Origin of the sequence: Shewanella sp. KCT, assembly GCF_007636505.1 — a bacterium.
Lineage (GTDB): Bacteria > Pseudomonadota > Gammaproteobacteria > Enterobacterales > Shewanellaceae > Shewanella > Shewanella halotolerans.
This window is the reverse complement of sequence record NZ_LVDJ01000004.1, coordinates 104196-128969: the sequence shown is the minus strand read 5'-3', so window position 1 is coordinate 128969 and position 24774 is coordinate 104196. Positions and strand designations below refer to the sequence as shown.

Annotated in this window: 20 protein-coding genes and 1 pseudogene; 9 read left to right on the top strand and 12 right to left on the bottom strand. The window is 51.0% G+C overall.

Translation table 11 applies throughout. The features are described 5' to 3' along the window. Nucleotides 1–63: 63 nt before the first annotated feature. Nucleotides 64–1263: an EAL domain-containing protein gene (locus tag AYI87_RS07530; protein WP_011864756.1), complete on the bottom strand. Its 1200-nt coding sequence runs from the start codon at nt 1261–1263 to the stop codon at nt 64–66. Nucleotides 1264–1582: 319 nt separating this feature from the next. Here AYI87_RS07530 and AYI87_RS07525 point away from each other — a divergent pair, with 319 nt between their 5' ends. From AYI87_RS07525 to AYI87_RS07510, 4 genes are all read left to right on the top strand, one after another. Beyond that, complete coding sequence (locus AYI87_RS07525; protein ID WP_144200959.1) at nt 1583–2881, top strand: DEAD/DEAH box helicase; 1299 nt, start codon at nt 1583–1585, stop codon at nt 2879–2881. A 152-nt stretch (nt 2882–3033) separates the two neighbouring features. Continuing rightward, nucleotides 3034–3702 (top strand): peroxiredoxin-like family protein, encoded by a 669-nt coding sequence (locus tag AYI87_RS07520; protein ID WP_144200957.1) that lies wholly within the window; start codon nt 3034–3036, stop codon nt 3700–3702. Between the two features lie 160 nt (nt 3703–3862). After that, the gene (locus AYI87_RS07515; RefSeq protein ID WP_144200955.1) at nt 3863–4495 is read left to right on the top strand and encodes a DUF2913 family protein; all 633 of its coding nucleotides are present in this window, start codon (nt 3863–3865) and stop codon (nt 4493–4495) included. A gap of 138 nt (nt 4496–4633) precedes the next feature. Further along, nucleotides 4634–6133, top strand: coding sequence for a carboxypeptidase M32 (locus AYI87_RS07510; protein ID WP_144200953.1), 1500 nt, complete (start codon nt 4634–4636; stop codon nt 6131–6133). Nucleotides 6134–6270: 137 nt separating this feature from the next. On the opposite strand, the gene AYI87_RS07505 is transcribed toward AYI87_RS07510, so the two are convergent. Further along, entirely contained in the window at nt 6271–8058 is a 1788-nt protein-coding gene (locus AYI87_RS07505) for a flotillin family protein (RefSeq protein ID WP_144200951.1), read from the bottom strand. Nucleotides 8059–8112: 54 nt separating this feature from the next. Beyond that, nucleotides 8113–8748 carry a YqiJ family protein gene (locus tag AYI87_RS07500; protein ID WP_144200950.1) on the bottom strand — a complete coding sequence of 212 codons (636 nt, stop codon included), beginning with the start codon at nt 8746–8748 and terminating at the stop codon, nt 8113–8115. 411 nt (nt 8749–9159) lie between these two features. Between AYI87_RS07500 and AYI87_RS07495 the strand changes: the two genes are divergently transcribed. The 3 genes from AYI87_RS07495 to AYI87_RS07485 all read left to right on the top strand — a co-directional run bounded on the left by AYI87_RS07495 (nt 9160) and on the right by AYI87_RS07485 (nt 10561). Continuing rightward, nucleotides 9160–9672 carry a GNAT family N-acetyltransferase gene (locus tag AYI87_RS07495; RefSeq protein ID WP_144200949.1) on the top strand — a complete coding sequence of 171 codons (513 nt, stop codon included), beginning with the start codon at nt 9160–9162 and terminating at the stop codon, nt 9670–9672. A gap of 57 nt (nt 9673–9729) precedes the next feature. Beyond that, a complete protein-coding gene (locus AYI87_RS07490) occupies nt 9730–9990 on the top strand; it encodes a DUF2960 domain-containing protein (RefSeq protein ID WP_011864748.1) in 261 nt (86 codons plus the stop codon). A gap of 61 nt (nt 9991–10051) precedes the next feature. Then, on the top strand, nt 10052–10561 hold the full coding sequence (locus AYI87_RS07485; RefSeq protein WP_144200947.1) for an RDD family protein: 510 nt from the start codon (nt 10052–10054) through the stop codon (nt 10559–10561). Nucleotides 10562–10645: 84 nt separating this feature from the next. Here AYI87_RS07485 and lptG read toward each other — a convergent pair whose 3' ends face one another. Together lptG and lptF are read right to left on the bottom strand one after the other, a co-directional pair. Beyond that, nucleotides 10646–11704, bottom strand: a complete 1059-nt coding sequence (gene lptG / locus AYI87_RS07480) for an LPS export ABC transporter permease LptG (RefSeq protein ID WP_011864746.1) — start codon at nt 11702–11704, stop codon at nt 10646–10648. Continuing rightward, entirely contained in the window at nt 11701–12813 is a 1113-nt protein-coding gene (gene lptF, locus AYI87_RS07475; RefSeq protein WP_144200945.1) for an LPS export ABC transporter permease LptF, read from the bottom strand. The genes lptG and lptF overlap by 4 nt, the downstream gene beginning before the upstream one ends. Nucleotides 12814–13033: 220 nt before the next feature. Here lptF and pepA point away from each other — a divergent pair, with 220 nt between their 5' ends. Beyond that, the gene (gene pepA / locus AYI87_RS07470) at nt 13034–14542 is read left to right on the top strand and encodes a leucyl aminopeptidase (protein ID WP_011864744.1); all 1509 of its coding nucleotides are present in this window, start codon (nt 13034–13036) and stop codon (nt 14540–14542) included. A 136-nt stretch (nt 14543–14678) separates the two neighbouring features. On the opposite strand, the gene AYI87_RS07465 is transcribed toward pepA, so the two are convergent. Next, nucleotides 14679–15002, bottom strand: a complete 324-nt coding sequence (locus tag AYI87_RS07465) for a TonB-dependent receptor (RefSeq protein ID WP_260865101.1) — start codon at nt 15000–15002, stop codon at nt 14679–14681. A 481-nt stretch (nt 15003–15483) separates the two neighbouring features. Between AYI87_RS07465 and AYI87_RS07460 the strand changes: the two are divergent. Then, a pseudogene (locus AYI87_RS07460) lies at nt 15484–16434 on the top strand (IS30 family transposase). 816 nt (nt 16435–17250) lie between these two features. On the opposite strand, the gene AYI87_RS07455 reads toward AYI87_RS07460, so the two are convergent. The 6 genes from AYI87_RS07455 to AYI87_RS07430 form a co-directional block, all read right to left on the bottom strand. After that, the gene (locus AYI87_RS07455) at nt 17251–17949 is read right to left on the bottom strand and encodes a polymorphic toxin type 44 domain-containing protein (protein ID WP_144200941.1); all 699 of its coding nucleotides are present in this window, start codon (nt 17947–17949) and stop codon (nt 17251–17253) included. Further along, nucleotides 17936–18451: a hypothetical protein gene (locus AYI87_RS07450; protein ID WP_144200939.1), complete on the bottom strand. Its 516-nt coding sequence runs from the start codon at nt 18449–18451 to the stop codon at nt 17936–17938. The genes AYI87_RS07455 and AYI87_RS07450 overlap by 14 nt, the downstream gene beginning before the upstream one ends. Nucleotides 18452–18847: 396 nt before the next feature. Beyond that, nucleotides 18848–19315 carry a hypothetical protein gene (locus AYI87_RS07445; RefSeq protein WP_028764753.1) on the bottom strand — a complete coding sequence of 156 codons (468 nt, stop codon included), beginning with the start codon at nt 19313–19315 and terminating at the stop codon, nt 18848–18850. After that, nucleotides 19312–21228, bottom strand: coding sequence for a hypothetical protein (locus tag AYI87_RS07440; protein ID WP_028764754.1), 1917 nt, complete (start codon nt 21226–21228; stop codon nt 19312–19314). The genes AYI87_RS07445 and AYI87_RS07440 overlap by 4 nt, the downstream gene beginning before the upstream one ends. Next, complete coding sequence (locus AYI87_RS07435) at nt 21225–23033, bottom strand: hypothetical protein (protein WP_144200937.1); 1809 nt, start codon at nt 23031–23033, stop codon at nt 21225–21227. Before AYI87_RS07435 ends, AYI87_RS07440 begins: the two co-directional genes overlap by 4 nt. Next, on the bottom strand, nt 23033–24463 hold the full coding sequence (locus AYI87_RS07430) for a tyrosine-type recombinase/integrase (RefSeq protein WP_028764735.1): 1431 nt from the start codon (nt 24461–24463) through the stop codon (nt 23033–23035). The genes AYI87_RS07435 and AYI87_RS07430 overlap by 1 nt, the downstream gene beginning before the upstream one ends. Between the last annotated feature and the right edge of the window lie 311 nt (nt 24464–24774).

The following is a 24774-nucleotide window of genomic DNA, read 5'->3' as shown; positions in this document are numbered from 1 at the left end:
AAAAGCCATATAAAAGTTAGGCTTTTTATCCATAAAAACAGCACCCTAAGGTGCTGTTTTTGTTTATGCCTGAACCAGACGCTCGCGGGCCTTTAGCCAGCGCACCAGCTCGCTGTAGGGTTTAGGACGGCAGATGAGGTAGCCCTGCAAGGAGATATCTTCGATCTGCTCCAGATAGTTGAGATCATGGATATCCTCTACTCCCTCGGCCACCAGATGAATGCCGAGCTTGCCACTGATCGCCTGCATAGATTTCAATATGGTCTGGGAGACAGGGTCTTTATGTATGCCATGAACCAGGCTGCGATCCAGCTTCAGCTCGCTGATGGGCAGGGTGCATAGCTGGGAGAGATTGGTATAGCCGGTGCCGAAATCATCTATGGCCACGCCGATACGGTTCATCCTCAGCTGGCTGATGGTAGAGTGCTGACGCTGTTTATCCAACACCTGATTTTCGGTGATCTCCACCGTCAGGCGCGACGGCGACAACAGGTTTTGCTCACAGTACTGCATCAGGCGGGTATGCCAGCCACTCTGATTGAGCTGCTTAGGGGTCAGATTGATCGACAGGTGGCACTGTTTGCACGACTCAAACTGGCTGATCAGCGCCCACTCTGGGATGGCGTTATTCAGCAGCTTAGTGGTCAGGCTATTGAGGGCATTGTTGCACTCGGCCACATCGATAAACTTATCTGGAGTGATCAACTGCAAGCGAGTGCCCTGCTGCAGGCGGCACAGCACCTCGAACCCCTTTATCTTGCCGCTGGCGATATCCACCTGCGCCTGATAATAGGGAATGATCTTATTGGAGTTGATGGCGCGGCGGATCTCGTCGATGCTCATCAATCCCTTGTGGCGCACACCGTTGCCCTGAAAGGCCATCAGACGATAGCGTTCGACACAGACCCTGAGCTGCTCTGTGGTGACCGGTTTCATCAGGGCGCCCAGCAGCCTGAGCTTGGAGGCCTCCACCAGCTGAGAGGCGGCCTCGACGATACGCGACTCCATGCCAGAGGCGATGATGATCCCCCCTTTAAACTCCATCTTACTCAGACGCATCAGAAACTCTATGCCGTCAACTTCGGGCATATGCAGGTCCACCACCACTATCTGGTAGTCATCGCTATATTTACTTAAGGTTCGAATGGCGCTGCGGGCGTCGCGGCAGAACTCCACCTTGTCCACATCCAGCAGCAAAAAGTGACGACTGAGCACGCGGCAGGCGCTCAGCGAATCATCGACGATCAAGACATTTATCGACATGACATCCCCTCATCCAAAGCAGGATGCTGCCTCGCAGTTGGGGCATACCAAATATACACCTAAGCCTCCATGCCTGTGACAACCTCCAAACGTTAACTTAATAAGGTTAGTTCAGCGCGCTTAAGTGTCAAATTGACCCAAATTATCGGCACAGGCGATAATTGCGGCAGATAAAAGTGCAGGTTTTAACCGAAAATTTTGCTATACTCCGCGGCCGCCTTTGTGGCCCAGGGTGGTAATGGGTTAAGGTACAGCTCGAGTCTGGACTAAACTCAATTTGATATGTCGTTATTTTAAAAGGTAAACAACAGGATATCCCATGAGATTTGAATCTTTCAGTTTTGCTCCCGAGATTTTGCACGCCATCTCAGAATGTGGGTACCAAAAAATGACGCCCATTCAAAAAGAGGCCATCCCGGCGATCCGTCGCGGACAGGATGTGCTGGCCAGCGCCCAGACGGGTACCGGCAAGACGGCGGCCTTCGCCCTGCCTATCCTGCAGAAGATGTTCGATAGCCCAAGCGACACTCAGCGCTCCAACACCCGCGCCTTGATCCTGGCCCCCACCCGCGAACTTGTGGCTCAGGTGGCCGACAACATCAAGCAGTACAGCCGTTACCTGCCCATCTCAGTGCTGACCGTCTATGGCGGCGTCAAGATGGATACCCAGGCGGCTAAGGTAAAGAAAGGCGCCGACATCATAGTCGCCACTCCAGGCCGCCTGCTGGAGCACTTGCAAGCCTGTAACCTCAACCTGTCTAACGTCGACTTCCTGGTACTGGATGAGGCCGACCGCATGTTGGACATGGGCTTCATCACAGACATTCAGAAGATCCTGCAGCAGGTTAATCGCGACCGTCAGAACCTGCTGTTTTCCGCCACCTTCTCAAGTGCCGTCAAGCAGCTGGCCAACGAGATGCTGGTCAAGCCTAAGCTGATCGCCGTCGACAAGCAGAACACCACGGCGGTGACCGTCAGCCAGGTGGTCTACCCTGTGGAGCAGCGCCGCAAGCGTGAACTCCTCTCTGAGCTGATCGGCAAGAAGAACTGGCAACAGGTGCTGGTATTTACTGCCACCCGTGAGGCCGCCGACGTCCTAGTGAAAGAACTCAACCTGGACGGCATCCCATCGGCTGTAGTTCACAGCGAGAAGGCCCAAGGCAATCGTCGCCGTGCGCTGCGAGAATTTAAAGAGGGTAAGGTGCGCGCCCTGGTGGCCACCGAGGTCGCCGCTCGCGGCCTGGACATCCCCGAGCTGGAATATGTGGTCAACTTCGACCTGCCCTTCCTGGCCGAAGACTATGTCCACCGTATCGGTCGTACCGGCCGCGCCGGTCGCAGCGGCGTCGCCATCTCGCTGGTGAGCCGTGAGGAGGAACGCACTTTAGCCGACATCGAGAAATTGATCGGCACTAAGATCCGCCGCATCACCATCCCAGGCTATGAGGTGGGCAGTCGCGATCTCTTGATCAAACAGCTGCAGAAGCGTCGCAGCTTCGCCAAGAAGCAACAGCGCAGCGACAACGTGGGCGCTCAGGTGATCGCCGAGAAGAACATGGGGTCTCGCCGGGTGAAGGTGAAGAACTCATCCAACACGAAAATTAAGAAGCAAAAATAATCGACGTACGGTCACAAAATTATTATCTAATCAAATAAGGCACTTAACAGTGCCTTTTTTGTTCGTATCGATTAATTCCACATCAGGGTGAAAGTTTACGGCCGCCGCCTGGGTCTGTTCGACAGATAAAACAATCACGAGAAGGCCACCCTATGACCAAGACACTAAATTCACGCGCTGGCGCCCTGCTGAGCGCCCTACTCTTCACCCTGGTGAGCCTGGCGCTCATCGCACCCTCAGCATCAGCTAAGCCGATAGCTGAAAGCCCGACATCTATCTCACCGCTACTGAATGGTCAGTCGGTGCCCTCGATTCAGGTAAAGGATCTTAAGGGCAAGTCGGTGGATCTGCAGCAGATACTCCAGGAGAAGCCCAGTGTGCTCTTCTTCTACCGCGGCGGCTGGTGTCCCTTCTGTAACGCCCAGATGGGTCAGCTGCAGGCGATCGAAGGCGATCTCCTCAAGATGGGCTTTCAACTAATCGGCATCTCACCCGATGCGCCAGAGGAGCTGCGCGCCTCCATGACCAAGAACGATCTCAACTACACCCTGGTCTCGGATGCAGACCTCAATGCCATGCGCGCCTTCGGCCTGGCCTATTTCACCAGTCAGAGCATATCGGATAGATACATGGCCAAGATGCACCTGAAAAATAAGCTGTGGAAGAACGCCGCCGGCGAGTCCCGCCTGGTGCTGCCGGTGCCCGCCGTCTATGTCACGGACAAAACGGGGCTGGTGCACTTTCAATACATCAATCCTAACTACAAGGTGCGCGCCGAGCCTAAGCTGATCCTCACCGCGGCGAGCCTCATCCCCCAGTAGGCAAAAGTGCCAACAGCGCTAGCAAATGACAGGGCTTACATATAGACAGACCGCCGCATAGCCAAAGCGCGGCGGTTTTCTTTATCCTGCCGATATTGATAAGCGCGCCGATAGGGTATACTCAGCGCCGCATCCCTTTTTTCTTTTGCGTGGAGACGCAATGACAGAGCAAAGCTACAACCAGGCCCTAGTGGCATTAGCCCAAGCGGGCCTCGCCGACCTGGCGGCGCGTAACGCCAATCCAGGCAGCATCAAGACCCCGGCGGCAGAGAGCCATTTCCTCTGCAACTGGATGGTGCAATCACTCAAGGAGCGACGCTTCTCCAAGTTGGTGGCCGATGATTTGACTCGCTGGATCCGAGAAGGACGCAGCAAGGGCGCCGGCGCCCAGCTCCCCCAGCTGCTGCAACGAATCGAAAACCAATACCTGCCGGCCATGGAAAATGCCGAGGTGGGTCAGTCGCTTCAATCGCTGATTGCCGACCTCCAAGCCCAGGGTTGGCTGGTTATCCTCGACTGTGAGGTGAGCGGCAAGCTCAGGCTCGACAGCGATGGTCAAAACAGCCTGGTGATCTCGGTCGAACAGTATGAGCAGCATCTGGTCGAGGGTAAGCTTATCAAGCCCATCACTCTCTATATGCGCGCCGACGAGCAGTTGATCGCCCTGCACGCCGTTAAGCACGCGCTGCTGCTGAGCCAAGGCGACAAGAAAGCCAGCTGCATCAAGCACCATAAGGCCTATCGCCTCTATCCAGGCAACCGCCAGCCCGCATTGGCACTGCTGAAAGCCTAAACACGCTTTAGCTCGCCTTCTGTTACAGGCCGTCTTAACCAGGACGGCCCTGCTTATCGACACTCGCATATCAACACTCGTTTTCGGCCATTCTCGTGTTAGCATGTCAGCCAGGTTAACTTAAGGTCGACAGCCACTATGACAGCAAACAAGCAAGATTCGGCGACGCCGCACTACGACGCCCTGTGCGCCGCCTTTAAACAGATCCATCACTTCCAGCATCTGCAAGCCCTGGGGGATTGGGATCAGGCCACCATGATGCCAAGTGGCGGCAGCCAAGGACGGGGCGAGGCCATGGCCGAGCTGGCCCTGCATATTCACACGCTCAAGACCGCCCCCTCTTTGGTCAACAACTTGTCGGCGGCGGACGAAGAGGCCTTAACCGCGTCGCAGAAGGCCAATCTGAGAGAGATGCGTTATCACACGCTGCAGGCCACCGCCCTGCCCGGCGAGCTGGTGCAGCAGAAGACGGCTCTCACCTACGCCTGCGAACATGCCTGGCGTCAGCAACGCAAAGACAACGACTGGCAGGGCTTTCGGCCAAATCTGGAGAAGGTGATCGCCCTGGTACGCGAAGAGGCGCAGATCCTCGGCGAGGTGCAGGGACTCTCCCCCTATGACGCCCTGCTCAATAAGTTTGAGCCAGGTTGTCAAACGGCGGCGCTGGACAAGGTATTTGGCGAGCTGAGGACCTGGCTGCCGGAGATGATCCAGCAGGTGCAAGCCAAGCAGCAGAGCCGGCAAGCCGTAGCCATCCCCCACAGCAGCCCCCGTGCCCAGCAGGCCCTCAACCTGGATGTGATGCGCCTCCTTGGCTTCGATTTTAATCAGGGACGCCTGGACACCAGCAGCCACCCCTTCTCGGGCGGCGTGCCCGGCGATGTGCGCATCACCACCCGTTATGATGAAGCCGATTTTGCCACCTCCCTCTATAGCACCATCCACGAGGTAGGCCATGCCCGCTACGAGCAGGGACTGCCCATCGACTGGCGCGGCCAACCTGTTGGGCTGGCGCGCTCCATGGCAATCCACGAAAGCCAGAGCCTGTTTTTCGAGATGCAGCTCGCCAGAAGCCCGGCGATGATTGCCCTGCTTACAGAGAAGATTAATCATCATCTGGGCAGCCAATTCACTCAGGATTCCCTGACACACCTAGTGCAGCGAGTGACGCCTGGCCTGATCCGGGTCGATGCCGACGAGGTGACTTACCCTTGCCACATCATGCTGAGGTATGAGGTAGAGAAAGGCCTAATCGACAAGAGTCTGCAGGTCGCCGACCTTCCCGAGTTTTGGGACCAGCAGATGCAGAGCCTTTTGGGGCTATCCACCCGTGGGAACGATCGCAACGGCTGCATGCAGGATATCCACTGGCCGGTCGGTGAGCTGGGCTACTTCCCAAGTTACAGCCTGGGCGCCATGTACGCGGCCCAGTTTAAGGCGAGCATGGTCAAGGCGCTGGGCGATATCGGCAGCCTGATTGAGCAGGGCAATATCACCCAGGTTATGGATTGGCTCAACCAAAACATCTGGTCTCAAGGATCGCTTCTGACCACAGATGAGCTGGTGACTCAAGTGACCGGCGAGGTGCTCAACCCGATCCACTTCAAGCGCCATCTGGAGCAGCGCTACTTAAGTTAAGTGCAGTTAAGTTAGGTTAAACCACCTGACAAACAAAAAGGCTAGCGCAACGCGCTAGCCTTTTTCCTTCTATTACCGGCAGCTATTTTTGCTGACAGCTAACTTTTCTAACAGCTAAATATCGTCAGCCCCATCGCCTAGTTAGCGGCATCGCCCTCACGCGGCGTCTTACCGTTCAAGGGAGAGTGCGCCCCTTGACTCTCGTCGCTAATCTCGCCGGCGCCCAGCATCTCCTGGGTGATCATGTTGTGGCCTTTAAGCAGGTCGTTGAGTCCGCCATGCTTGCCATCCACCATGCCCAGCTCTCTGAGCATGGCATCGACGATTGGTGCGTTGGCGCGATAATTCAGCGCCGCAGAGGTCACCTGCTCGGCGATACCGCCCTGGCTAAGTACCGTCTCGCCATTGCCCTGAGTCGCCCCCGAGGTACCATAACCCTGTAGGATCTTGATCCCTTCGATGTTCTCCAGCGGCTTGACCGCCTGAGCCACCACTTCCGGCAGGGCTTTGAGCATAGCCAGCGCTTTTTGCAGCTCGATCTGTTCGCTGCTGAGTACGTTTTCCGCCTCGTGCAGCGCCTGCTTACCGGCCGCCTCGACCGCGTACACCTTCTCGTCTGCCTCTGCCTTGAGCTTCTTGGCATCGGCTGCCGCCTTAGCCTCGGTAAGGATCGCGCTTGCCTTATCTTCGGCGGCACGTTTCTCGGCTTCCGCCTCGACCGTCACGCCCACCGCATCACGCTCGGCTTCCTTGCGGGCATCGATCACCTCGATCTCCTTGCGACGGTTAGCCTCGGCCACCTGACGTACGGTAATAACCGCTTCCTCTTTCTCTACCTTGAGCTTCTCGGCCTCGGCCGCCTTGGCGCGGGCGGCTGATTCCTCTTCCGACTTCTGCGCCACCGCGATCTGCTTGTCCTGCTCGGCCACCTCGATATCGCGCTGCTGCTGAATGCGTGACTGCTCAATTGCCTTACGCTTCTCGATCTCGCGGGTCTCGATATCTTTGGTCTTCTCAATTTGCGCCGTCTCTACCGCGCGCTCCTTGGCGATCTCCGCCTCACGCTCTTCGCGGCTCTTCTGCTCCTGCTTCTTGAGGATCTCCGCCTTCTGCTCGGCGCGCTTAAATTCTAGTGCCTGTTGCTGTACCAGACGCGCTTCCTCTTCGGCCTTCTCGATCTCCAACGACTCCTTCTCAGCTTCCAGGTTACGCTGCTCTATCTTGATACGGTTTTCCTGTTCGATGTCGTTGGTTTCTTTGCGCTTCTCTTCGATGATCTTGGCAAGACGTGCGCGACCCTCGGCATCGAAGGCGTTATTTTCATTGAAGAATTGTAGGTCTGTCTGATCGAAACCTGTCAGAGAAACCGATTCCAGCTCGAGACCGTTCTTCTCCAGATCGTTGGCGACGTTGTTCTGAACCCGCTGCACGAAGTCGGCGCGCTGCTCATGCATCTCAGTCATGGTCATCTCGGCCGCCACCGCACGCAGCACGTCGACAAACTTAGACTCCATCAGCTTCTTCACCTCTTCGACCCGAGTCGTGCGGGTACCTAAGGTCTGCGCCGCCATGGAGATCCCCTCCACACTCGGCGCCACGCGCAGATAGAAGTCGGCGCGTACATCCACCCGCATGCGATCTTTGGTGATCAGCGCATCTTTCTGCATCTTCTCCACCTCGATACGCAGGGTGTTCATGTTAACGGCTATGGTCTCATGCAGCACGGGCAGCACTATGGCACCGCCATCTTTGATGATCTTCTCGCCGCCAAAACCTGTCCTCACAAAGGCGGTCTCTTTCGAGGCCCGTCGATACAACTTGGCGAAGATCATGCCGATCACCAAGATACCGATTAACACAGCGCCAGCGGCAATAAACACAAAGCTGCCCCCAAAAGACAGGCCTATTCCTTCAACTTCGTTCATGTTTCATCCTTAATCTAAGCTTGTTATAAGCAGGTTTTACGGCAGCAAGGCTGCCTAAATTTCATCGTTAAATTGCACCACTGACCAGACCTGGCCATTGCGATTGAGTAGCACCACAGAGGTGCCCTGGGAGAAGGCCTCGCCCGCCAGCTCGGGTTCCACCAGCACATAATGTTTCTGCTGATAGGCATCTTTCACCACGGCCTCACTGGGAAATCCCTTGCGGGCACAGCCTAAGGTCACGACGCCTACAAGACCGCTGAGCTCGTCAACCGAGACAGCAGAGGTTTCGTTCTTGGGCAGCAGATTGGCGAGACGGGCGCCGAGGATACGGCAGGAAAATGCGCTGAGCACTATGGCCAGCGGAATACTTAGGGGCGCCGGCAAGGCGCCGTGAAACGAGATCGCCAGATAGTTGATAGCAAAGCCGGCGACGGCGAAGCTAGTCAGCGCCAGCACCAGCCAGATGAGCAGTGGCAGGCGATCCAGGCAGAGCCAGCCAGCCACGCCTGTGACCCCAGACACGCCGGTGTCGACGTCGGCGTCCATCTCCATGGGCGTCAGATCATCCAGCAGGCCAAACAGACTCAGGCCAAAGACCATAGAGAAGCCTTCGACCAGGCCCAAGAGGATCACCAAGGCCAGTGCCAGGCTGTAGGGTAAGTTATCGGTAAGCAGTAAAAAATCCACTGTCTCTCTCCATGAGATAATGCCAAAACCCCTCGTGGGGATTTAAGGCCCGCTTAATATCGCGCACGTATATTGCTATACGCCGGTTTTTAAACAGCTAGTCCTAAACGAATAGTTCTTAACTGATAGTCCTAAACGAATAGTTCTTAACTGAAAGTCCTAAACGGATATTGCTAGTATTCCTAGATGGGCGACTCAGACAAGATACGACTTGCCAAGGCAGGCGAGCCACCGAGGTTAGAGAATAACAGACTGAATAATTGAGTAAATAGCCAATATTCACATTTGTTTTTACTAATCTTAACCCCCTTGCCGACGCCATTGATAAGGCCTAAAAGCTGTGCGAACATCTATCCTTTGTCCCAACGCCCCCTTAAGGGCTCCAGCCCCTCGATAATAGAAACATTAGTAATGCAAATACGAGAGATACAGGCCCAGGATTGGCCAGCCATTTTACGCATTCAAGACGAGTGCTATCCCGATATCGAGCCCGAGTCCCTCGCCGCCCTGCAGAGTAAGGCCCGCCTCTCCACCGAGACCTGTTTTGTGGTCACGCAAGACGATACCGTCATAGGCTATTGCCTGGCACACCCCTGGCAGCGCGACCTGCCACCGAGTCTGGAGCAGGTACTTGATGCGGCGCCCAAACAAGAGACCCTCTACCTGCACGATATCGCCTTTTCCGCCAAGGCTCGGGGCCTGGGGGCCGGCGCGGCCGTGTTTAATCGCCTCATCGAACAGGCCAGAAACAAGGCGCTGGATAGCATCTCGCTAGTGGCCGTGGGCGGCGCCCACACATATTGGCAACGTCTGGGCTTTAAATCGCGTATAATCGACAAATCCTTAGGCAGCTACCCGGAAGATGCCTGCTACATGGTGTATGCCATCGACGCAGCTAACCCAGGCTATGTCTATCAGGACTGACAGAAACTATTTTTAAAACAATCTTTATTTAAGAAAGTGCTAATTTAAGAGAATGCTATGGCCCGCAGAGTCGGTTATACCTTTAAGAATCAATACAAAGAGATCAACTTCGTCTATGACAAGTTTCATGACATCTACGAAGCCGTGGCCGCGGCCGAGGGAATCGATCTGACCCGTTACCTCGCCATGGAGGCGCAGGTCGCCATGACCTCCAAGGGTTCCCAGGCGGTGAAAGACTATCGCCAGAAGGAGTTCGCCCGCTTCGGCTTTAGCGACATCCACTTTATTCGAGATGAAAGCGCACAGGATGAAAGCTAAGGCCAAGTTCGCTAGAATAAGCCACCCATTTTCGCCTTTTACCAGATGATGTAGGCCCTGAATGTCTAATATTGAACATGCCAATTTTCCCAGAGCCGGCTTCTTTCGCCGCCTGGGCGCGATAGTGTACGACCTGCTGCTTGCGGTCGCCGTCTACATGGTGGCCGGAGCCATAGGCTTCGGTATCTTTACCGCCCTCACCAGCAGTGGCCTACTGGCCATGAATGGCTTCGAGCATGTCTCAGATCTGCTGAACGGCACACCGCTCTACAAGGGCGTGTATCAGCTGTGGATCACCTTCTGCGTCGGCCTCTTCTATGTGCTGTTTTGGAGCTATGGCGGCCAGACCCTAGGCATGCGCGCTTGGCGTTTGAAGATCCAACACCCTAACGGCCAGAGCCTGAGCATGATCACCGCCACCGCACGTCTCGTCTGGTCGCTGCTTGGCATAGGTAACCTGTGGATCTTAATCAACGGCGACAAGCTGGCGCTGCAGGATATGATGACCCGCTCGGAAGTGGTGGTGCTCTCCAAAGAAGCCAACCAGATGCGTAACTGGCACGGCGTGTAAGCTAAACCCAGACAAGAAAAAAGGACCCTAAGGGTCCTTTTTTCTTGAGCGTATTTCTTTAGCAATAAGACCTAAAAAAATAGCCTAGCGGCGAATATAGTAGATGGCGGCGCTACTGAAGATGAGCGGCGGCATCACGGCGCCCAGCACGGCCGGTAGGCCATACACCAGGGTCATGGGGCCAAAGATCTCGTTACAGATATAGAAGCTGAAACCGGCTACCACACCCAGCAGCACCCGCGCCCCCATGGTCACAGTACGCAGCGGACCAAACACGAATGACAGGGCCACCAGCATCATCACGGCCACAGTGATCGGCTGCATGATCTTACGCCATAGCGCCAGCTCATAGCGGCCCGAATCCTGGTTGTTCACCCTCAGGTACTCGAGATAATCCACCAGCCCCTGAATCGACAAGGCCTCTGGTTTTACCGACACTACACTCAGCTTATCCGGCGTCAGGGTCGACTCCCAGCGATACAGGGTGAGATCCGTCAGGCTCACCTGCTCTGGGGTGATCTTGGTCTGGCGCACATCGAGCAGGCGCCAATGATCCTTAGAGTAGACGCCACGGCGCGCCTCTATGGTGCCCACCAGATTCAGTTTATCGTCGAACTCATAGAGCACGATATTATGCAGGCTGTTGATATCCTCTATCTCGCCTATGTTGACGAACAGGTCACCATCTTTGGCCCAGATCCCCCGGCTCGACTTAAACAGGCTACCGCCGGAGAGTTTGACCGCTTGCAGCTCCTTGCCGTGACGTTCGGCCACCGGCGCGCCCCATTCCCCCAGGGCCATCACCAAGAGCATCAGCGGCACCGCCGTCTTCATCGCCGACAGGGTGATCTGAAAGCGGGACAAGCCCGCCGACTGCATCACCACCAGCTCTGAGTTCGACGCCAGCATGCCCATGCCGATCAACGCCCCGAGGAGCACCGCCATGGGGAAAAACATCTCGATATCCCGCGGGATCAGAAACAGCACATAGATGCCGGCATCCACCATGGTGTAGGTACCGCGTCCCACCAGACGAATCTGATCCACCCACTTGATGATGCCTGACAGGCCAGTTAACACCAGCAGACACAGGGCTGAAGTGCTCAGCAGGACACGGGCAATATATAAATCTAGAATTCTCATGCCGCCACCTTCTTACGCTTTAGCAAGCCAGAAAGCTTAGCCCCAGCGGGGCGCTCCTTACTCAGCAGCAACATCCCCAAAAACAGCGCCGAGGCATGGATCCACCACATGCCGAGATAGGCTGGAATCACCTCATCTTCGAGCGCCTTGCGCCCGGCGATCATCAAGCCAAAATACCCCAGATAGAGCAAGATGGCCGGGAACATCTTGGCAAACTTGCCCTGGCGCACATTCACCCGCGCCATGGGCACGGCGATCAGCGTCATGAAGGGGATCGCCAGCGGGATGGCCAGACGCCAGTGGAACTCGGCCACGGCCTCGGGTCCCTCTGTCTCCAGCAGCTGATCGATTGGCAAGGCCGACAGTTTGCGGCGGCGCTGATCCACCTCCTGCTCCTTGATCTGCATCTCGTAGCCGGCAAACTGCACCACCTGATAATCGAGCTGGTTCTGCTTGCTCTGGTACTGGATACCATCGTTGAGCTTGAGGCGCTGCTCGCCGCTTTCATCCTCGATCACGCTGCCCCCTTGGGCCACAACGATATTGGACTGGCTGGCACCGTCTTCCGGGTCTGGCAGCTGGGCCACGAACACCTTATCCAGTTGATTGTCACGGCCGATGCGCTCGACGAAGAGTACCGCGCGGCCGTTAGGACTGGTCTGGAAACGCCCCTGGGTCAATGCCGCCAGGCCTGCCTCCGACTGGGCATTTTCCAGCACACGGTTTTGGGTCTCTTCGGCCCAGGGGGTGACATAGATGGCTAAAAAGCCGGTAAACAGCATGTTGGCGACGGCGAGTAGCAGGGTCACCCGGGTGACATACCATTCACTCACGCCGACGCTGTGGAAGACCACCATCTCGCTTTCGGCGTACATGCGGCCATGGGCCACCAGGATCCCCAAAAACAGACTCAGAGGCACCACAAGCACTGCAAGATAGGGAAGATTAAGGCCTAGAAGGGTCATCACCAGAGAGGCGGGAAACTCGCCATCGGATGCATCAGCGAGTACACGAACAAAATGTTGGCTAATAAAAATAGCTAACAGTACTAAAAGCACTGCCATCTGCGCTTTTAAAACTTCACGAATCAAGTATCTAAATACAATCACAGGCAGGATCCAGTCCCTAAACTTATATTTATGCTGGTATCAGCCCACTTTTCATGTAGACTGTCTACTTTTGGTAGTTTTGTGACCAGCCTTTAACTAAAAATGGCAGAAAAACACCTGAAAAATTAACATTGGTGTACCAATTTTAGGTCCGTTTTGGACACAAGCAGACATTATCTAATAAATAATAATATTTGTCTTTAAGAATCTAGGAGAGCTCATGGAGTTTAGCGTTAAGAGCGGCAGCCCGGAAAAACAACGTTCGGCCTGTATTGTCGTTGGTGTCTATGAACCTAGACGCCTCTCTGGTATTGCTGAGCAACTGGATAAAATCAGTGAAGGCTACATTAGCAACTTACTTCGCCGCGGCGACTTAGAGGGTAAGCCGGGTCAGATGCTACTTTTGCATCATGTGCCCAACGTGTTGAGTGAACGCGTCCTTCTTGTAGGTTGTGGCAAAGAACGAGAACTAGACGAACGCCAGTACAAGCAGATCATCACTAAAACCATCAACACCTTAAACGACACAGGTTCGATGGAAGCCGTTTGCTTCCTGACCGAACTGCACGTTAAGGGGCGTGACACCTATTGGAAAGTACGCGAAGCCGTTGAATCGACTCAAAATAGTCTGTACAGCTTCGACGCACTCAAAACCCGTAAGGGCGAAACCCGTCGTCCGCTACGCAAGCTGGTCTTCAATGTACCGACCCGCCGCGAACTCACTGTGGGTGAGCGCGCCATCGAGCACGGCATGGCCGTATCGACCGGTACCCAGCTATGTCGCGACGTGGCTAACATGCCACCAAACATCTGTAATCCGGCTTACCTGGCCTCTCAGGCACGTCAGATTGCCGAGAACCATGAAAACCTCACCGTCACCACGGTAGGCGAAGAGCAGATGGCTAAGCTTGGCATGAACTCATACCTGGCCGTCGGCCGCGGCAGCCATAACGAGTCGGTCATGACCGTCATGGAATACAAGGGCGCGGTAGATAGCACAGAGAAGCCAATCGTGCTCGTGGGTAAGGGTCTTACCTTCGACTCGGGCGGTATCTCACTCAAGCCTGGCGAAGCCATGGATGAGATGAAATATGACATGGGCGGCGCAGCAGGCGTTATCGGTACCATGCTGGCCCTGTGTGAGCTGAAGTTGCCGATCAATGTAGTGGGCATCCTGGCAGGCTGTGAAAACATGCCGTCGAGCAACGCCTACCGTCCAGGGGATATCCTGACCACTATGTCGGGCCAGACAGTCGAAGTGCTCAACACCGACGCCGAAGGCCGTCTGGTACTGTGTGACGTGCTCACCTATGTAGAGCGTTTCGACCCTGAGCTGGTCGTTGACACAGCAACCCTTACCGGTGCCTGTGTGATCGCCTTGGGTAAACACGCCTCGGGTCTCTTCTCTTCACACAACCCGCTGGCCCACGAGCTACTGAACGCCGGTGAGCAGAGTGGTGACCGCGCATGGCGCATGCCGCTGTGGGATGAGTACCAGGAGCATCTGGAAAGTCCATTTGCCGACATGACCAACCTGGGTGGTCGTCCTGCCGGTGCCATCACAGCTGCCTGCTTCCTGTCGCGCTTCGCCAAGAAGTACAACTGGGCGCATCTGGATGTGGCCGGAACCGCATGGAACAGTGGCGCTAACAAGGGCTCAACGGGTCGTCCCGTACCGCTGCTGACTCAGTTCCTGATCAACCGTGCAGGCGTTGAACAGGGCGAGTGATCCACTCTTCTAAACACTGCCTCATGGCGTGTTTAACACAAAAAAGGTGAAGCAATTGCTTCACCTTTTTTTTATGGGATTTACTCTTCCTAGATGGATTAATTTAGAAAGCTAGCCCCCTGCTTAGCCCGCCTGCTTAGTCCACCTGCCTGGTCTTAAGCAGCTGCACCATCATCAGCAAGACGCCGCCGAACACGCTAAAGGAGGCGATCGCCAGGAAAGGGTCAACCACTTCCAGCGCCACAAACTCGCCATAGAGCAGGAACAGGCCGATGGCGACCCCTATGGTGCCCAGCTGATGCAACCAGAACTGCGCCGTGACCAGTTTCCCCGAATGCGCCCCCGTAGAAGCCTCTAGCCAGAGGCGATAACAGAGGGCATAACTGAAGGAGATCAGAAAGCCTATCATCATGATGTGGGCGTGGGTCACGAGCTGTCCATGGTCGTGGGAGGCCGCCATGTAGAGGCCCAAGGCTAGCCCGAGCAGGGCGTAGCCAAAGGCCGTTAAAAGATATCGTGCACCCCACTGTTACGACTAGATTGTGACCAATTGTGTGAATTTACATTAATAACAACCTAATAGATTTTATGTCGATCTTTTACTCATTATCATTCTAATTTGAGAAAAGTGAGCAACATCAAGCTTAATTTTCACACATAAATAATAATCACGATTTAAGTGGCACTTCTTTTTTTAATGATATAAATCATTATCTTTCAGTTTTAAAATTCTGCAAGTGGCACTTTTATCTTAACATTAGATTTATTTATGGAATATCTGTTGGTGAAAGAAGTTAACTGCTAATGAGATTTTAGAAAGGGGAGGATGTTGTCAGCCCGAATTCAGATAATAAGTGCACCACTCATGGTTAAACGGTGAGGAGAGATCAACTGCCTGTTGGTGATACTCTGTAGTCGCCAAACAAACATGAGTAGTTGCCATGAATTACAAGCAGTTGATCGAGGGACAACGATACCAGATTGAAGCCTATTTACGCGAGGGTTTCAGTTATCGGGAGATAGGAAAACGTCTGAAAGTAAGTCACAGCACAATCAGCCGGGAAGTCAATCGCAATCGAATTCGGGATAACCATTACTTGCCGGAAGTCGCTCAGGCGAAGGCATTAAAACGCCGTTGTCAATCCGCTAAGTCTAGAGTATCTGAACTGACCATCACCTTTGTTGAGTTCGGTCTCAATGAGAAGTGGAGTCCAGAACAAATAGCCGGTGTCGGTAAAATCATCGGATATAACGTCAGTCACGAGTGGATTTATGGCTATGTTCAGCGTGATAAATTATGCGGCGGCAAGTTGTACAAACAGCTACGCCAGAGTCACCGAAGATACCGTAAAGGTAACCGCGCGAAGCGTGTGATCATCCCGAATCGCGTTGGCATAGAACATCGTCCCGCTATCGTGAACAAGAAAAAGCGGTTCGGAGACTGGGAAGCTGACACGGTTCTGGGCAAGCAAGGAACAGGCGCGATTGTCAGCCTAGTTGAGCGGAAAAGTAAGCTGTACCTGATACGCAAAGTGCCAGCGAAAAGCGCAGCCGATGTGGCCAGGGCAATGGTTGGCATGCTGTGGAAATATCGAGGTAATGTACGAACTATCACTGCGGACAACGGCAGCGAGTTCTGTGACCACGAACTGGTCGCAGAAAAGCTTAAAACGGATGTCTACTTTGCTAACCCTTATTCGTCCTGGGAGCGCGGACTGAATGAAAACTTCAACGGTTTGCTGCGCCAATACATACGGAAAGGCACCGATTTACGGACGGTAACAGATAGGCAAATTAGTGAGATTGAACGGGCATGAAATGCCAGACCGAGAAAGAGCCTCGGCTTCAGGCAACCTGTTGCGGTATTCAATGAATTACGCCAGGCAGCCTAATTTAGCGAGTGGTGCACTTCGGAGTTGAATTCGCGAGCTTGGTCAAAAAAAGATACATGAAGCCGTTCACCTAGCGCCAATTAACATTTCGACTTATAGACAACTTATGAGTATCTGATTAACAAAAAAATGAAGAATTGTCAGTTCAAACCTAATCTAGTACAGTTAAATGCACAATGGAGTATTATGTTTTATATTATAGAATATCTTCAAGTACTATTACGTATGACACTTCCTCTTTACTATAAGCTGTTAATGATACTGTAATACAACAGTTCCCATTTTTTGATATTACTCCATCGAAGACTCCTGTATAAGACTTTACATCTTTACCTATTAACAAGATTCCACTCCTCTTGTAAATGACTAAGTTAATTAGTCCATCTCCGAGGGCTCCCATATTGTGAGACGTTAATACCAAGGTACTATCTTTGTTTGCTTTATAAACAGACTTGTATTTTGAATTGTAGTTTAGGATTATTGAGGTGTGATACAGGAGCAACGTGAATAAAATAATTAAAAATGAATTTTTATGTTGCAACCAAAAATTCTTTAGTATTATGAAAACCAGCAAGAGAAATAAAAAATCAAACATGGCATCAAAAAACTTATAGTTTTCAAAGTCATACCAGACCAATTTAATATTTAGGCAAGTAAAAACCACCTTCAACAATACAGTGAAAACAATCAAAAATATAACAGTTATTGTACTCGATTTCATAAAGCGTGTAAGTATTCCATAGCGATACGACTTATATGCGAAGAAATAGACTATAACACCTAATTATCAAAAAATTAGGTGTTATAGTGATGTACTTATAAGTCTGTTATAGTTACGCTACCCGTAGGGCAAGCTAATATGCATCCAGAATCTGTCACTGTAAATCCGGGAGTTGCACTCGTCCAACCACCTCCGTGGCCTCCACTTGATACAACTTGAAGATCACCTCCTGGGTTACAAGAATCTGAGTTACGGTCTGATTCTGGATCATTTTCATACACATTTTCCGCATAATCATAACCACCAAGAATGAGCTCTTTATCACCTGGGTTATCCTGTATATCGCCATTAACTGCCCCAATAATATTATCAGAAAGGGCACCTAAATCATGATAGTCGGGGTCGTTAGTATTTGTAAAGTTCTGGTATTGCTGTACAATTGCGCCAGCTCTTGTTGCTTGAAGGGAAGTATATCCCATTCGCTGAGCTGCCGCACCGTAAAACCAATTTCCGTATTCTTGTGAAGCCATAAAATCAGGGTTGTTTTTTAGATCATAGTATTGCCCTGGTCCAAACATTGATGCCATATAAGAGGCTTTTAGAGTTTCCCTATAGGCTCCAGCAGGAACTAGCGTTAATGCAGCCGAAACAGCGTCAATATCCCCTAACTCTTTATTAGTATCAAAGTTGTCAGGTTTTCCTTCTGGTGCTTGTTGAGCAACTGTACATTGCTGCGCACTAACAAAATTGCTACACAAAAGCAAAGCCAATAAAATATACTTACTTTTCTTCATCACATATTCCCTGTTTGCAAGTTCCACCTGTATTCCCTGGGGAAGTGTTACCACTAACTACATTATTAACTTTGAGGAAAATTTGATTTGCGTTATTGGCAGTCACATATGAGATTGTGATATTTTTATTGGAGTCTAGGTTATTTAAAGGTTTGTATACAAATGCAATGTCTCTATTGGTGGCATTTAATGATAATAAGTTAGCCCCATTGTTATTTGAAGTGCTTTCTGAAATATATACTTTTGAACCACTTTTTATGTCGTATGTTTTTATTACATTGGTAATGTTGTCAGGTGAAAAGCTCAAGATGTCAATCTTTGAGTTTGCTGTTAGATTTTCAAATGCAAAGCAGTTAACGTATGCATATGCTTTACTCAACTCTAAATAAGCTGTCTTATTGGGTTCAAGTCTGATGCATTCAATTGTACTTGCCATGCTCGGTTTGGGTAGGACTATTGCTACAAACAACAAGCATAGTATGTTCAACATAATGTTTTTCAAAATTAATCTCCTTATTCATTTTCATTGTTCCTTCTTTGAACAATATAAGGTGGTATTTTGGTCAGCACAAGCTTTTTTTACTATTCACTGAAAGGAAGTTAACACGTAGAAATCAACGGGAAAGTGAGAGTCCGTTTTATCAATACATGCACTTAACTTTGGCTCCCAGCCAATGCTAGGGACAGAATCCCAATTGCTTGGCTGTCGCGAAACTGCACTTTGCGATGTGTTCAAACTGGTGTTGTTACCTAAATTTAGTTGAAACTTTTTCAAGTAGATGCATCAGATCTAGTCTGAACTAATACAGCTTAACTGAAGAAATACCATTTCCTATCCAGTGTTAACGCTAGATTAAAATTGCCCCACCCACGTAATTAATTTTTGCAATGCAGGCTTTCATTCTTTCACATCAGTCTTTCCGTGTAAAAGAACGATTTTAGAGCTATCATACTGATTTAGTTCTAATTGCAATTCATGACAACGGAACAACAACGCACTCTCTCGCTTTACCGTGTCGTCAGCCAATGCTTGAAAGTTATCGCGTTGCTCACGGTAACGGTGCTTTAGCTCAGCTTGCTTGTCACGCTCAGCCCTTAGGCGGGCTTCCTTAGCAACCCCTGCTGATTGGCTTTCTAGCCCAACTTGGCTCTTTTGCTTGGCTATATGATGCTTAATCGCGACTCTTGCATCGGCAATCACCTCGGGGTACTTATAAATCAACCCTTGGCTACATCCAGCTTCCTTGTTAATTCGCAATAAGCTGATTTTACCGTCAGCTTTGGTTCTTTCAGGCTGCCCATCTAGAAGGCGCCGAAGCGCATTGCGTAGACGTTGTTCAGTGATTTGAGTCTTACTTACTTTCATAGCGCCTCTCCGACTCTCGCAGTCTTAACCTTGTCAACAAATGGCTCAAATGGGATATTATGTTCGCTCAAGGTTTTTTCGATGGCTTTAATTTCGGTCAGGATGTCCGTTAGGATCGCTGCCATGTAGTAACGTCCAGAGTTCAGGGCGCGGAATTTTCTAATCCAACGCTGGTGCCGAGGAAGTTTGGTTTCAAGTACTTTTTCTGGCGTTAGTACCTCATGCTTGCAAGTCTCCGTGGACTTGTCGCTGGCACAAATTCGGTCACATTCTGGATTAAAACAGTAGCCTGTCGGGTGCTCAACTACCGAAATGCTGTTAGTGCGCAGCATCGCACGGATATCCTCCCGAGACATATAGATCTGCCCAGGATACTGGGCCTGATACTTCTCGCGCTCGGCTATTATCCGTCGACCTTCGAACCCTGTCAGTGTCTCGCTCTCATTGAAAATATGAAATAAGGTGTTCTCGTGGATTGCAAGGTTTGCCTCCTGGATCATCTGTTGCAATTCCGCATCCATCTTGAGATCAAGTACGGCAGCCATAGATGTACCATTCTGATACCAATTGGTCATCATGAGGTTGTCGTGCTTATATTGCGCCCGCAAACTCATCAAATTGCCCAAGCGGTTGCGGATCAAAAAACAAGCGTAGCTACGGCGAAAGTCGTGGTTAGACAGTTTAGGAAGCAAAGCTCCCGCTTTAAGTTGGCCCTTACGGGTTGGATTAAGGGCATCAAACTCAACGACATCGTCTGCCAACGCGCGGACACCGTATTTTTTGGCAAATTTACGCAGTTTGGCCTGTGTATTGCCCATGACGACCTGTTTTTCTTGCAAACAGGTACTCAATACCAAAAATGCAGATGAAAGCTGAGTTAATTGACGATTACGTCTAGGGCTAGGCGGCAACGCCTCCAACTTGGTACGGTAGTGTTTTCGAGCAAATTCACTTGAATCGTATGCGAGCTCTAATGCCAACTTGGCAATGGGATGAGTAACCCAGGATTCAGCCATTGGTTTTCCTGCGCGCTGATTCTTACTGATTAGCCCATGCAGTAATGGGACTGCCCGCCCCTTGTAACAACGGCTTTCATCATAACTAGCTGGGTTCATTGACTTACCTTCCGCCTCGCGCACGCCGCTAAAGCCAATTAGTACAAGCCAACAAGCTGTCTGAATCTCGGAGGCACACAAAGCCTTGGCTTCAAGGTAGAAATCGTCAAATGGAACATCATGCGAGATGTCGTTACCGACATCGCGGGCAAAGGCCTTACCCTTATAGGTACTTTTTGCATGTAGGTAAGCATCATATGCAGCGCTGATAACATGTCTATGAGGGTGATAACGCTCAACTATTTCTATGGCGGCAGCGAACAGTTTGCAGGCCATTCTTTCAGGCAGGGCGATGTGTTGCTCTCGCCTTTTACCTGCCACCCATTTTTTTATCAATTTATCACCAGGTTGAACATAGCGTGTTATCAACCCAACCCGCCATAAGTCTCGTAGCCCAGCCACAATACGATCCACCGTCGTTTGGCTTGGTTTTCTTGCCTTAAATGCCTTTTGAAATTCGGTATAACGAGTCTCCTGATCAATCTGCTTCCAGTCGGTACTACCGAGCAGTTCAGCAATGATTTGCAATGCGTTCCTGGTGTTAGTAATTGAAGATATACCAACCTGCTTACCACGGATGATAAGATGTGTGGCGAACTGAATACCTAGACGGTCAGCCTCGTTAATGTGCTTAAAGCTTACCTCTAAGACTGCACCCACTTTGGCATCCAACATACCGTGGTAATCCCATGATGGGTCTTCAACATAACTACATGGCATGCCATTCAAGTGGGTGGTGGCCACAGTACGTGCTCGTGTAGGATAGGGGCGTAAAGGAAAAGAGTAGAGTGCATTCATCCATAAATTCTCATCAAGTCATCAATTGCTTCATCATCGCTATATAGTGGGTGTGGTGCTTCTCGATTCATCTTTTCGGCCTCATTGTAAGCGCCCGGTGCTTTAGCTCGGAGTTTCTCAAGAATGAGCTCAGTTTTATTTTCAGTTACGCTGAATTTTTCTGACGGATAACTGTTATAAGCTGGCCGTTGCAGTACCTCGCGTAGCGTGTCACGAAAGGATAACATCATCCAAATATCGTCGACTTCCGCCACCAAACCATGTGCTGGACAATCAAAGCAATCGAGGAAGTCAATGCAAAGGTTAAGGTCAGGGTTAATATGACGGTACTTGGTTCGCTGCTTGGCCACTTTATCAACCAGCGGCTGCTCGCAGCCTAGACCCGTTCTGGTCTTGTTGGGCCGTTTATGTCTGTATTTAAGGTATTCCAATTCAGTAAGTGGGTCTTTGCATTGCCAAGCCGCCTCAGCTAGCACTTGCTGCTTGTCCATACCCCGAGCTAATTTTACGAGAGCTTCCATCGCACCGGCATTGACCAAATCATGCTGTTCCTGCACTCCGTAAAGATAATCCCGCGCTGTTATCTGGATGCTATTGTTGTTGGCATCTGCAACCTCGTACACATCGTTTAACACCCGCATCAATTGTGCTGAACGCGTTTTACGAAATACACTAGCCGATATCTTTGGTAGGCCGTAGCGCAACAACACCTTGTTAATCGTCGTTTGAGGAGGTTTTCCGTTTGTGCCCCAAGCCACTAACTTACTTTGCAAGAAAAGAGGAAACACAGGAGCCTTAGGGTCATCTGACCATTTCTCGGTTGCCGACAACCAATTCTCGAAAAAATCTTTACTGAATTTGGTAAAACCCAGTTCATTATCCTGCCGCTGCCCACCTGCGCGGTTCTTAATGGTTTCAATGTAATAACAATCTCCTGCACCTTTCTTGAAACGTACATCACAACGCCGCAAGTGATATAAGGGTGTAGGATTAATACCGGTAAGCATGTGAGTCAGCAAAAGCGCTAGCCGTACCAACTGATTGCGCCAATCACCTTGTAAAGGAGCGACCCTTTTCTTGGCTGCGTTAACCTCATTCCCAAGCTGCCGTTTGTTCAATTTAAGTTCAAGCAGTCGACTATGGTCATGCATTGGGCATATCGTAGGTGAGGTACCAGCTAGCAAATGTGCCATGTAACCTTGGTATCCCCGGTTTAAGAATCTTCCAATTCTGGTAAAACCGTCATCGTCCAAGGTTTGAAAGGGGGTCGATTCACGAGCAAACTTCGGCATTTGCTTTATCAACAAATGCTCTCCTTTAGCTCTGAGGATGGCTCTAATCGCTTGCTTTCGAGAATTTGCCGTGGCAGGCTTAATTCCCCCCTGAGCTTTACTCAGCTTGATAAGTCGCTGTAACTCCCCTCCATACCACATTACGTTGTTAGCAGAGAAATTCAGCGGACGCCCCACAGCATCGAGCGCTGCTGTATATTTGCATAAGCTATCAAAATAGCCTTTAGTCGTTCGATTAGCTGGCCACTCGCGAATCAGCTCATATAATTCACGTATTATCTCATCACGCTGCATATCAACCAATTGCTCTGACGGACAAAACTTCTCTGACTTTAGTGGATCTCGGCCGCCCAATACCAAAGGACAACCTTTATACTTCAGTCGTTTGAAGTAGCACTTTCCCCCACCATCAGTGGCGATAACCATCGCTTCAATAGACATTGGACGTACCGGGTTGGCTATTGGTGTGTTGCTCTTAGGAAGCTTGCGCGCACTTTTCTTTTTAAAGGCCATTATCCGTTACCGCCAAGAGCAAATATTCCCTGTCCAAAGTGGTGGTCAATCACATTTTCCCAAACCTCTTGCGGGCTGCACTTTCCATCAATGCGATCACGAGCCTGACTCATATAGTGGCGCGTGGTATCTTCTTTTTCATGACCAAGGTAGTTCTGCACAAAACGAAAGGCCTTGCCTTCATCGACGCCTTTGTCCAACAGTCCAATAAAGCGTTCCACTGCATAAGTTGAGCGTAGGTTGTGGCTCTTGTGTTCGAATGGCTCCCCCAGGCCCAGTTTAGGGTGCGCTAGCGTTCGGCGTATGTCAGACCAACGCGCATTCAGTGTAGTCAGAGCAAACGGAACACCACTTCCGCTCAGGAACAGGTGATCTCCGCCAGTTTGGCGCTGCTGGTCCGTGAGTGTTAAACGATACTTATCCCGACGTTTGATGTATCGTGTCGATTGCAAGTAACCGTACAGCTCAGCCATCAATTGGCTCGGCATCTCGACAGTGCGATACTTGCCAAACTTGGTCTCAACACCAACAGAGGGGCCAATGTCGATCTCGACGTACCCCTGGTGTAACTGGCGAGCATTAGGCTTGAAAATCAACCCAGCACGTAGCGAAAGTACTTCTTGACGACGCAGACCTGTCCAGCGCATTACGAGAAGGATCCAGCTCACTTCTTCTGGAAACCTGCCCAATATCAGTTGTCCATTTCGTTTGGTCAATACTTTGCGCGAAACACGCAAGATATTGTCCAACGCATTCCACTGATAAGGTGCTAGTGCCGTTAAAGGATTCGGGCGCTTTCGTCTGTCTTTTGGCAACTTCAGACGCAGATCTGTAGTATGCACCTCTATGTGCCTCGATGCCTGCATAGAGGTATGATCATTCTGAATGTTGACCCTAACAAATTCATACTGAAACGGCTCATGACCGAAATGAAAGCCGTGCCTCAGGTAGTGTTTGTAGAAATCAACCACTCGGTTCAGATAGGCATTACAGGTTGTGCGAGCTAGATGCACATCAGGGTCTTGTGACTTGTAACAGTCTTTAAGGCATTGACGATAGCGATAGGTCGGACGCTGATTTTCCCGTACAGGCATTTCGTTCCAGAGCAGCTCAGGCAGGCCATTCTCTCGCCGAGTGACGTTTTCATCAGCTAGGAAAGTGAAGTAATGCTTTAGCGCACGAGATGCCACCGAAACACACTTCGCGTCATGGTGGATTTTTTGGTACATCAGATAGTTGTTTACAGCTTCAAGGGGCTCGGAATGAACCACTTTGTCACTTTCATCAAATCCAACTCGGTATAGCAAGGTAATGGGGCCTATCTGTTTAAGCTCACCAATATAGCGCACCTGTAGCTCGCCGTTTTCGTCAACATAGACTTCTGGCTCGCGGTACTCCCAGTCCTTTAATTCATAGCTGATGATCTGCATATGGCTCCCCTCGATAACTGGCGAGTAAATCAGCAGACGATAAAAACGCCTATGATGCACTCATACGGCTAGAGCCTACCATAGCAATTTCACACATATCAATTACGCAACAGTGTGATAACGACAGGTTTTACGTAAAGGTACTATCCATCTCTGTCACTCCGTTGGAGCCAAATGCCCAGTAAACCTATCTACTCAGTGTAGGTCAGCCTGGCTCAGAGATAGCGACTGGCGGCCGTTTCACCGCTTTGTAGCAAATTGTAACCTTTTAAACTATTTAAGAAACAGTATGTTAGAAGATGCTGTGATAA

Excerpts from the sequence above, each read along its gene's own strand:
- AYI87_RS07530 (WP_011864756.1), bottom strand. The coding sequence starts at position 1,263 with ATGTCGATAAATGTCTTGATCGTCGATGATTCGCTGAGCGCCTGCCGC.
- AYI87_RS07525 (WP_144200959.1), top strand. The coding sequence starts at position 1,583 with ATGAGATTTGAATCTTTCAGTTTTGCTCCCGAGATTTTGCACGCCATC.
- AYI87_RS07520 (WP_144200957.1), top strand. The coding sequence starts at position 3,034 with ATGACCAAGACACTAAATTCACGCGCTGGCGCCCTGCTGAGCGCCCTA.
- AYI87_RS07515 (WP_144200955.1), top strand. The coding sequence starts at position 3,863 with ATGACAGAGCAAAGCTACAACCAGGCCCTAGTGGCATTAGCCCAAGCG.
- AYI87_RS07510 (WP_144200953.1), top strand. The coding sequence starts at position 4,634 with ATGACAGCAAACAAGCAAGATTCGGCGACGCCGCACTACGACGCCCTG.
- AYI87_RS07505 (WP_144200951.1), bottom strand. The coding sequence starts at position 8,058 with ATGAACGAAGTTGAAGGAATAGGCCTGTCTTTTGGGGGCAGCTTTGTG.
- AYI87_RS07495 (WP_144200949.1), top strand. The coding sequence starts at position 9,160 with ATGCAAATACGAGAGATACAGGCCCAGGATTGGCCAGCCATTTTACGC.
- AYI87_RS07490 (WP_011864748.1), top strand. The coding sequence starts at position 9,730 with ATGGCCCGCAGAGTCGGTTATACCTTTAAGAATCAATACAAAGAGATC.
- AYI87_RS07485 (WP_144200947.1), top strand. The coding sequence starts at position 10,052 with ATGTCTAATATTGAACATGCCAATTTTCCCAGAGCCGGCTTCTTTCGC.
- lptG (WP_011864746.1), bottom strand. The coding sequence starts at position 11,704 with ATGAGAATTCTAGATTTATATATTGCCCGTGTCCTGCTGAGCACTTCA.
- pepA (WP_011864744.1), top strand. The coding sequence starts at position 13,034 with ATGGAGTTTAGCGTTAAGAGCGGCAGCCCGGAAAAACAACGTTCGGCC.
- AYI87_RS07465 (WP_260865101.1), bottom strand. The coding sequence starts at position 15,002 with ATGGCGGCCTCCCACGACCATGGACAGCTCGTGACCCACGCCCACATC.
- AYI87_RS07455 (WP_144200941.1), bottom strand. The coding sequence starts at position 17,949 with ATGAAGAAAAGTAAGTATATTTTATTGGCTTTGCTTTTGTGTAGCAAT.
- AYI87_RS07445 (WP_028764753.1), bottom strand. The coding sequence starts at position 19,315 with ATGAAAGTAAGTAAGACTCAAATCACTGAACAACGTCTACGCAATGCG.
- AYI87_RS07440 (WP_028764754.1), bottom strand. The coding sequence starts at position 21,228 with ATGAATGCACTCTACTCTTTTCCTTTACGCCCCTATCCTACACGAGCA.
- AYI87_RS07435 (WP_144200937.1), bottom strand. The coding sequence starts at position 23,033 with ATGGCCTTTAAAAAGAAAAGTGCGCGCAAGCTTCCTAAGAGCAACACA.
- AYI87_RS07430 (WP_028764735.1), bottom strand. The coding sequence starts at position 24,463 with ATGCAGATCATCAGCTATGAATTAAAGGACTGGGAGTACCGCGAGCCA.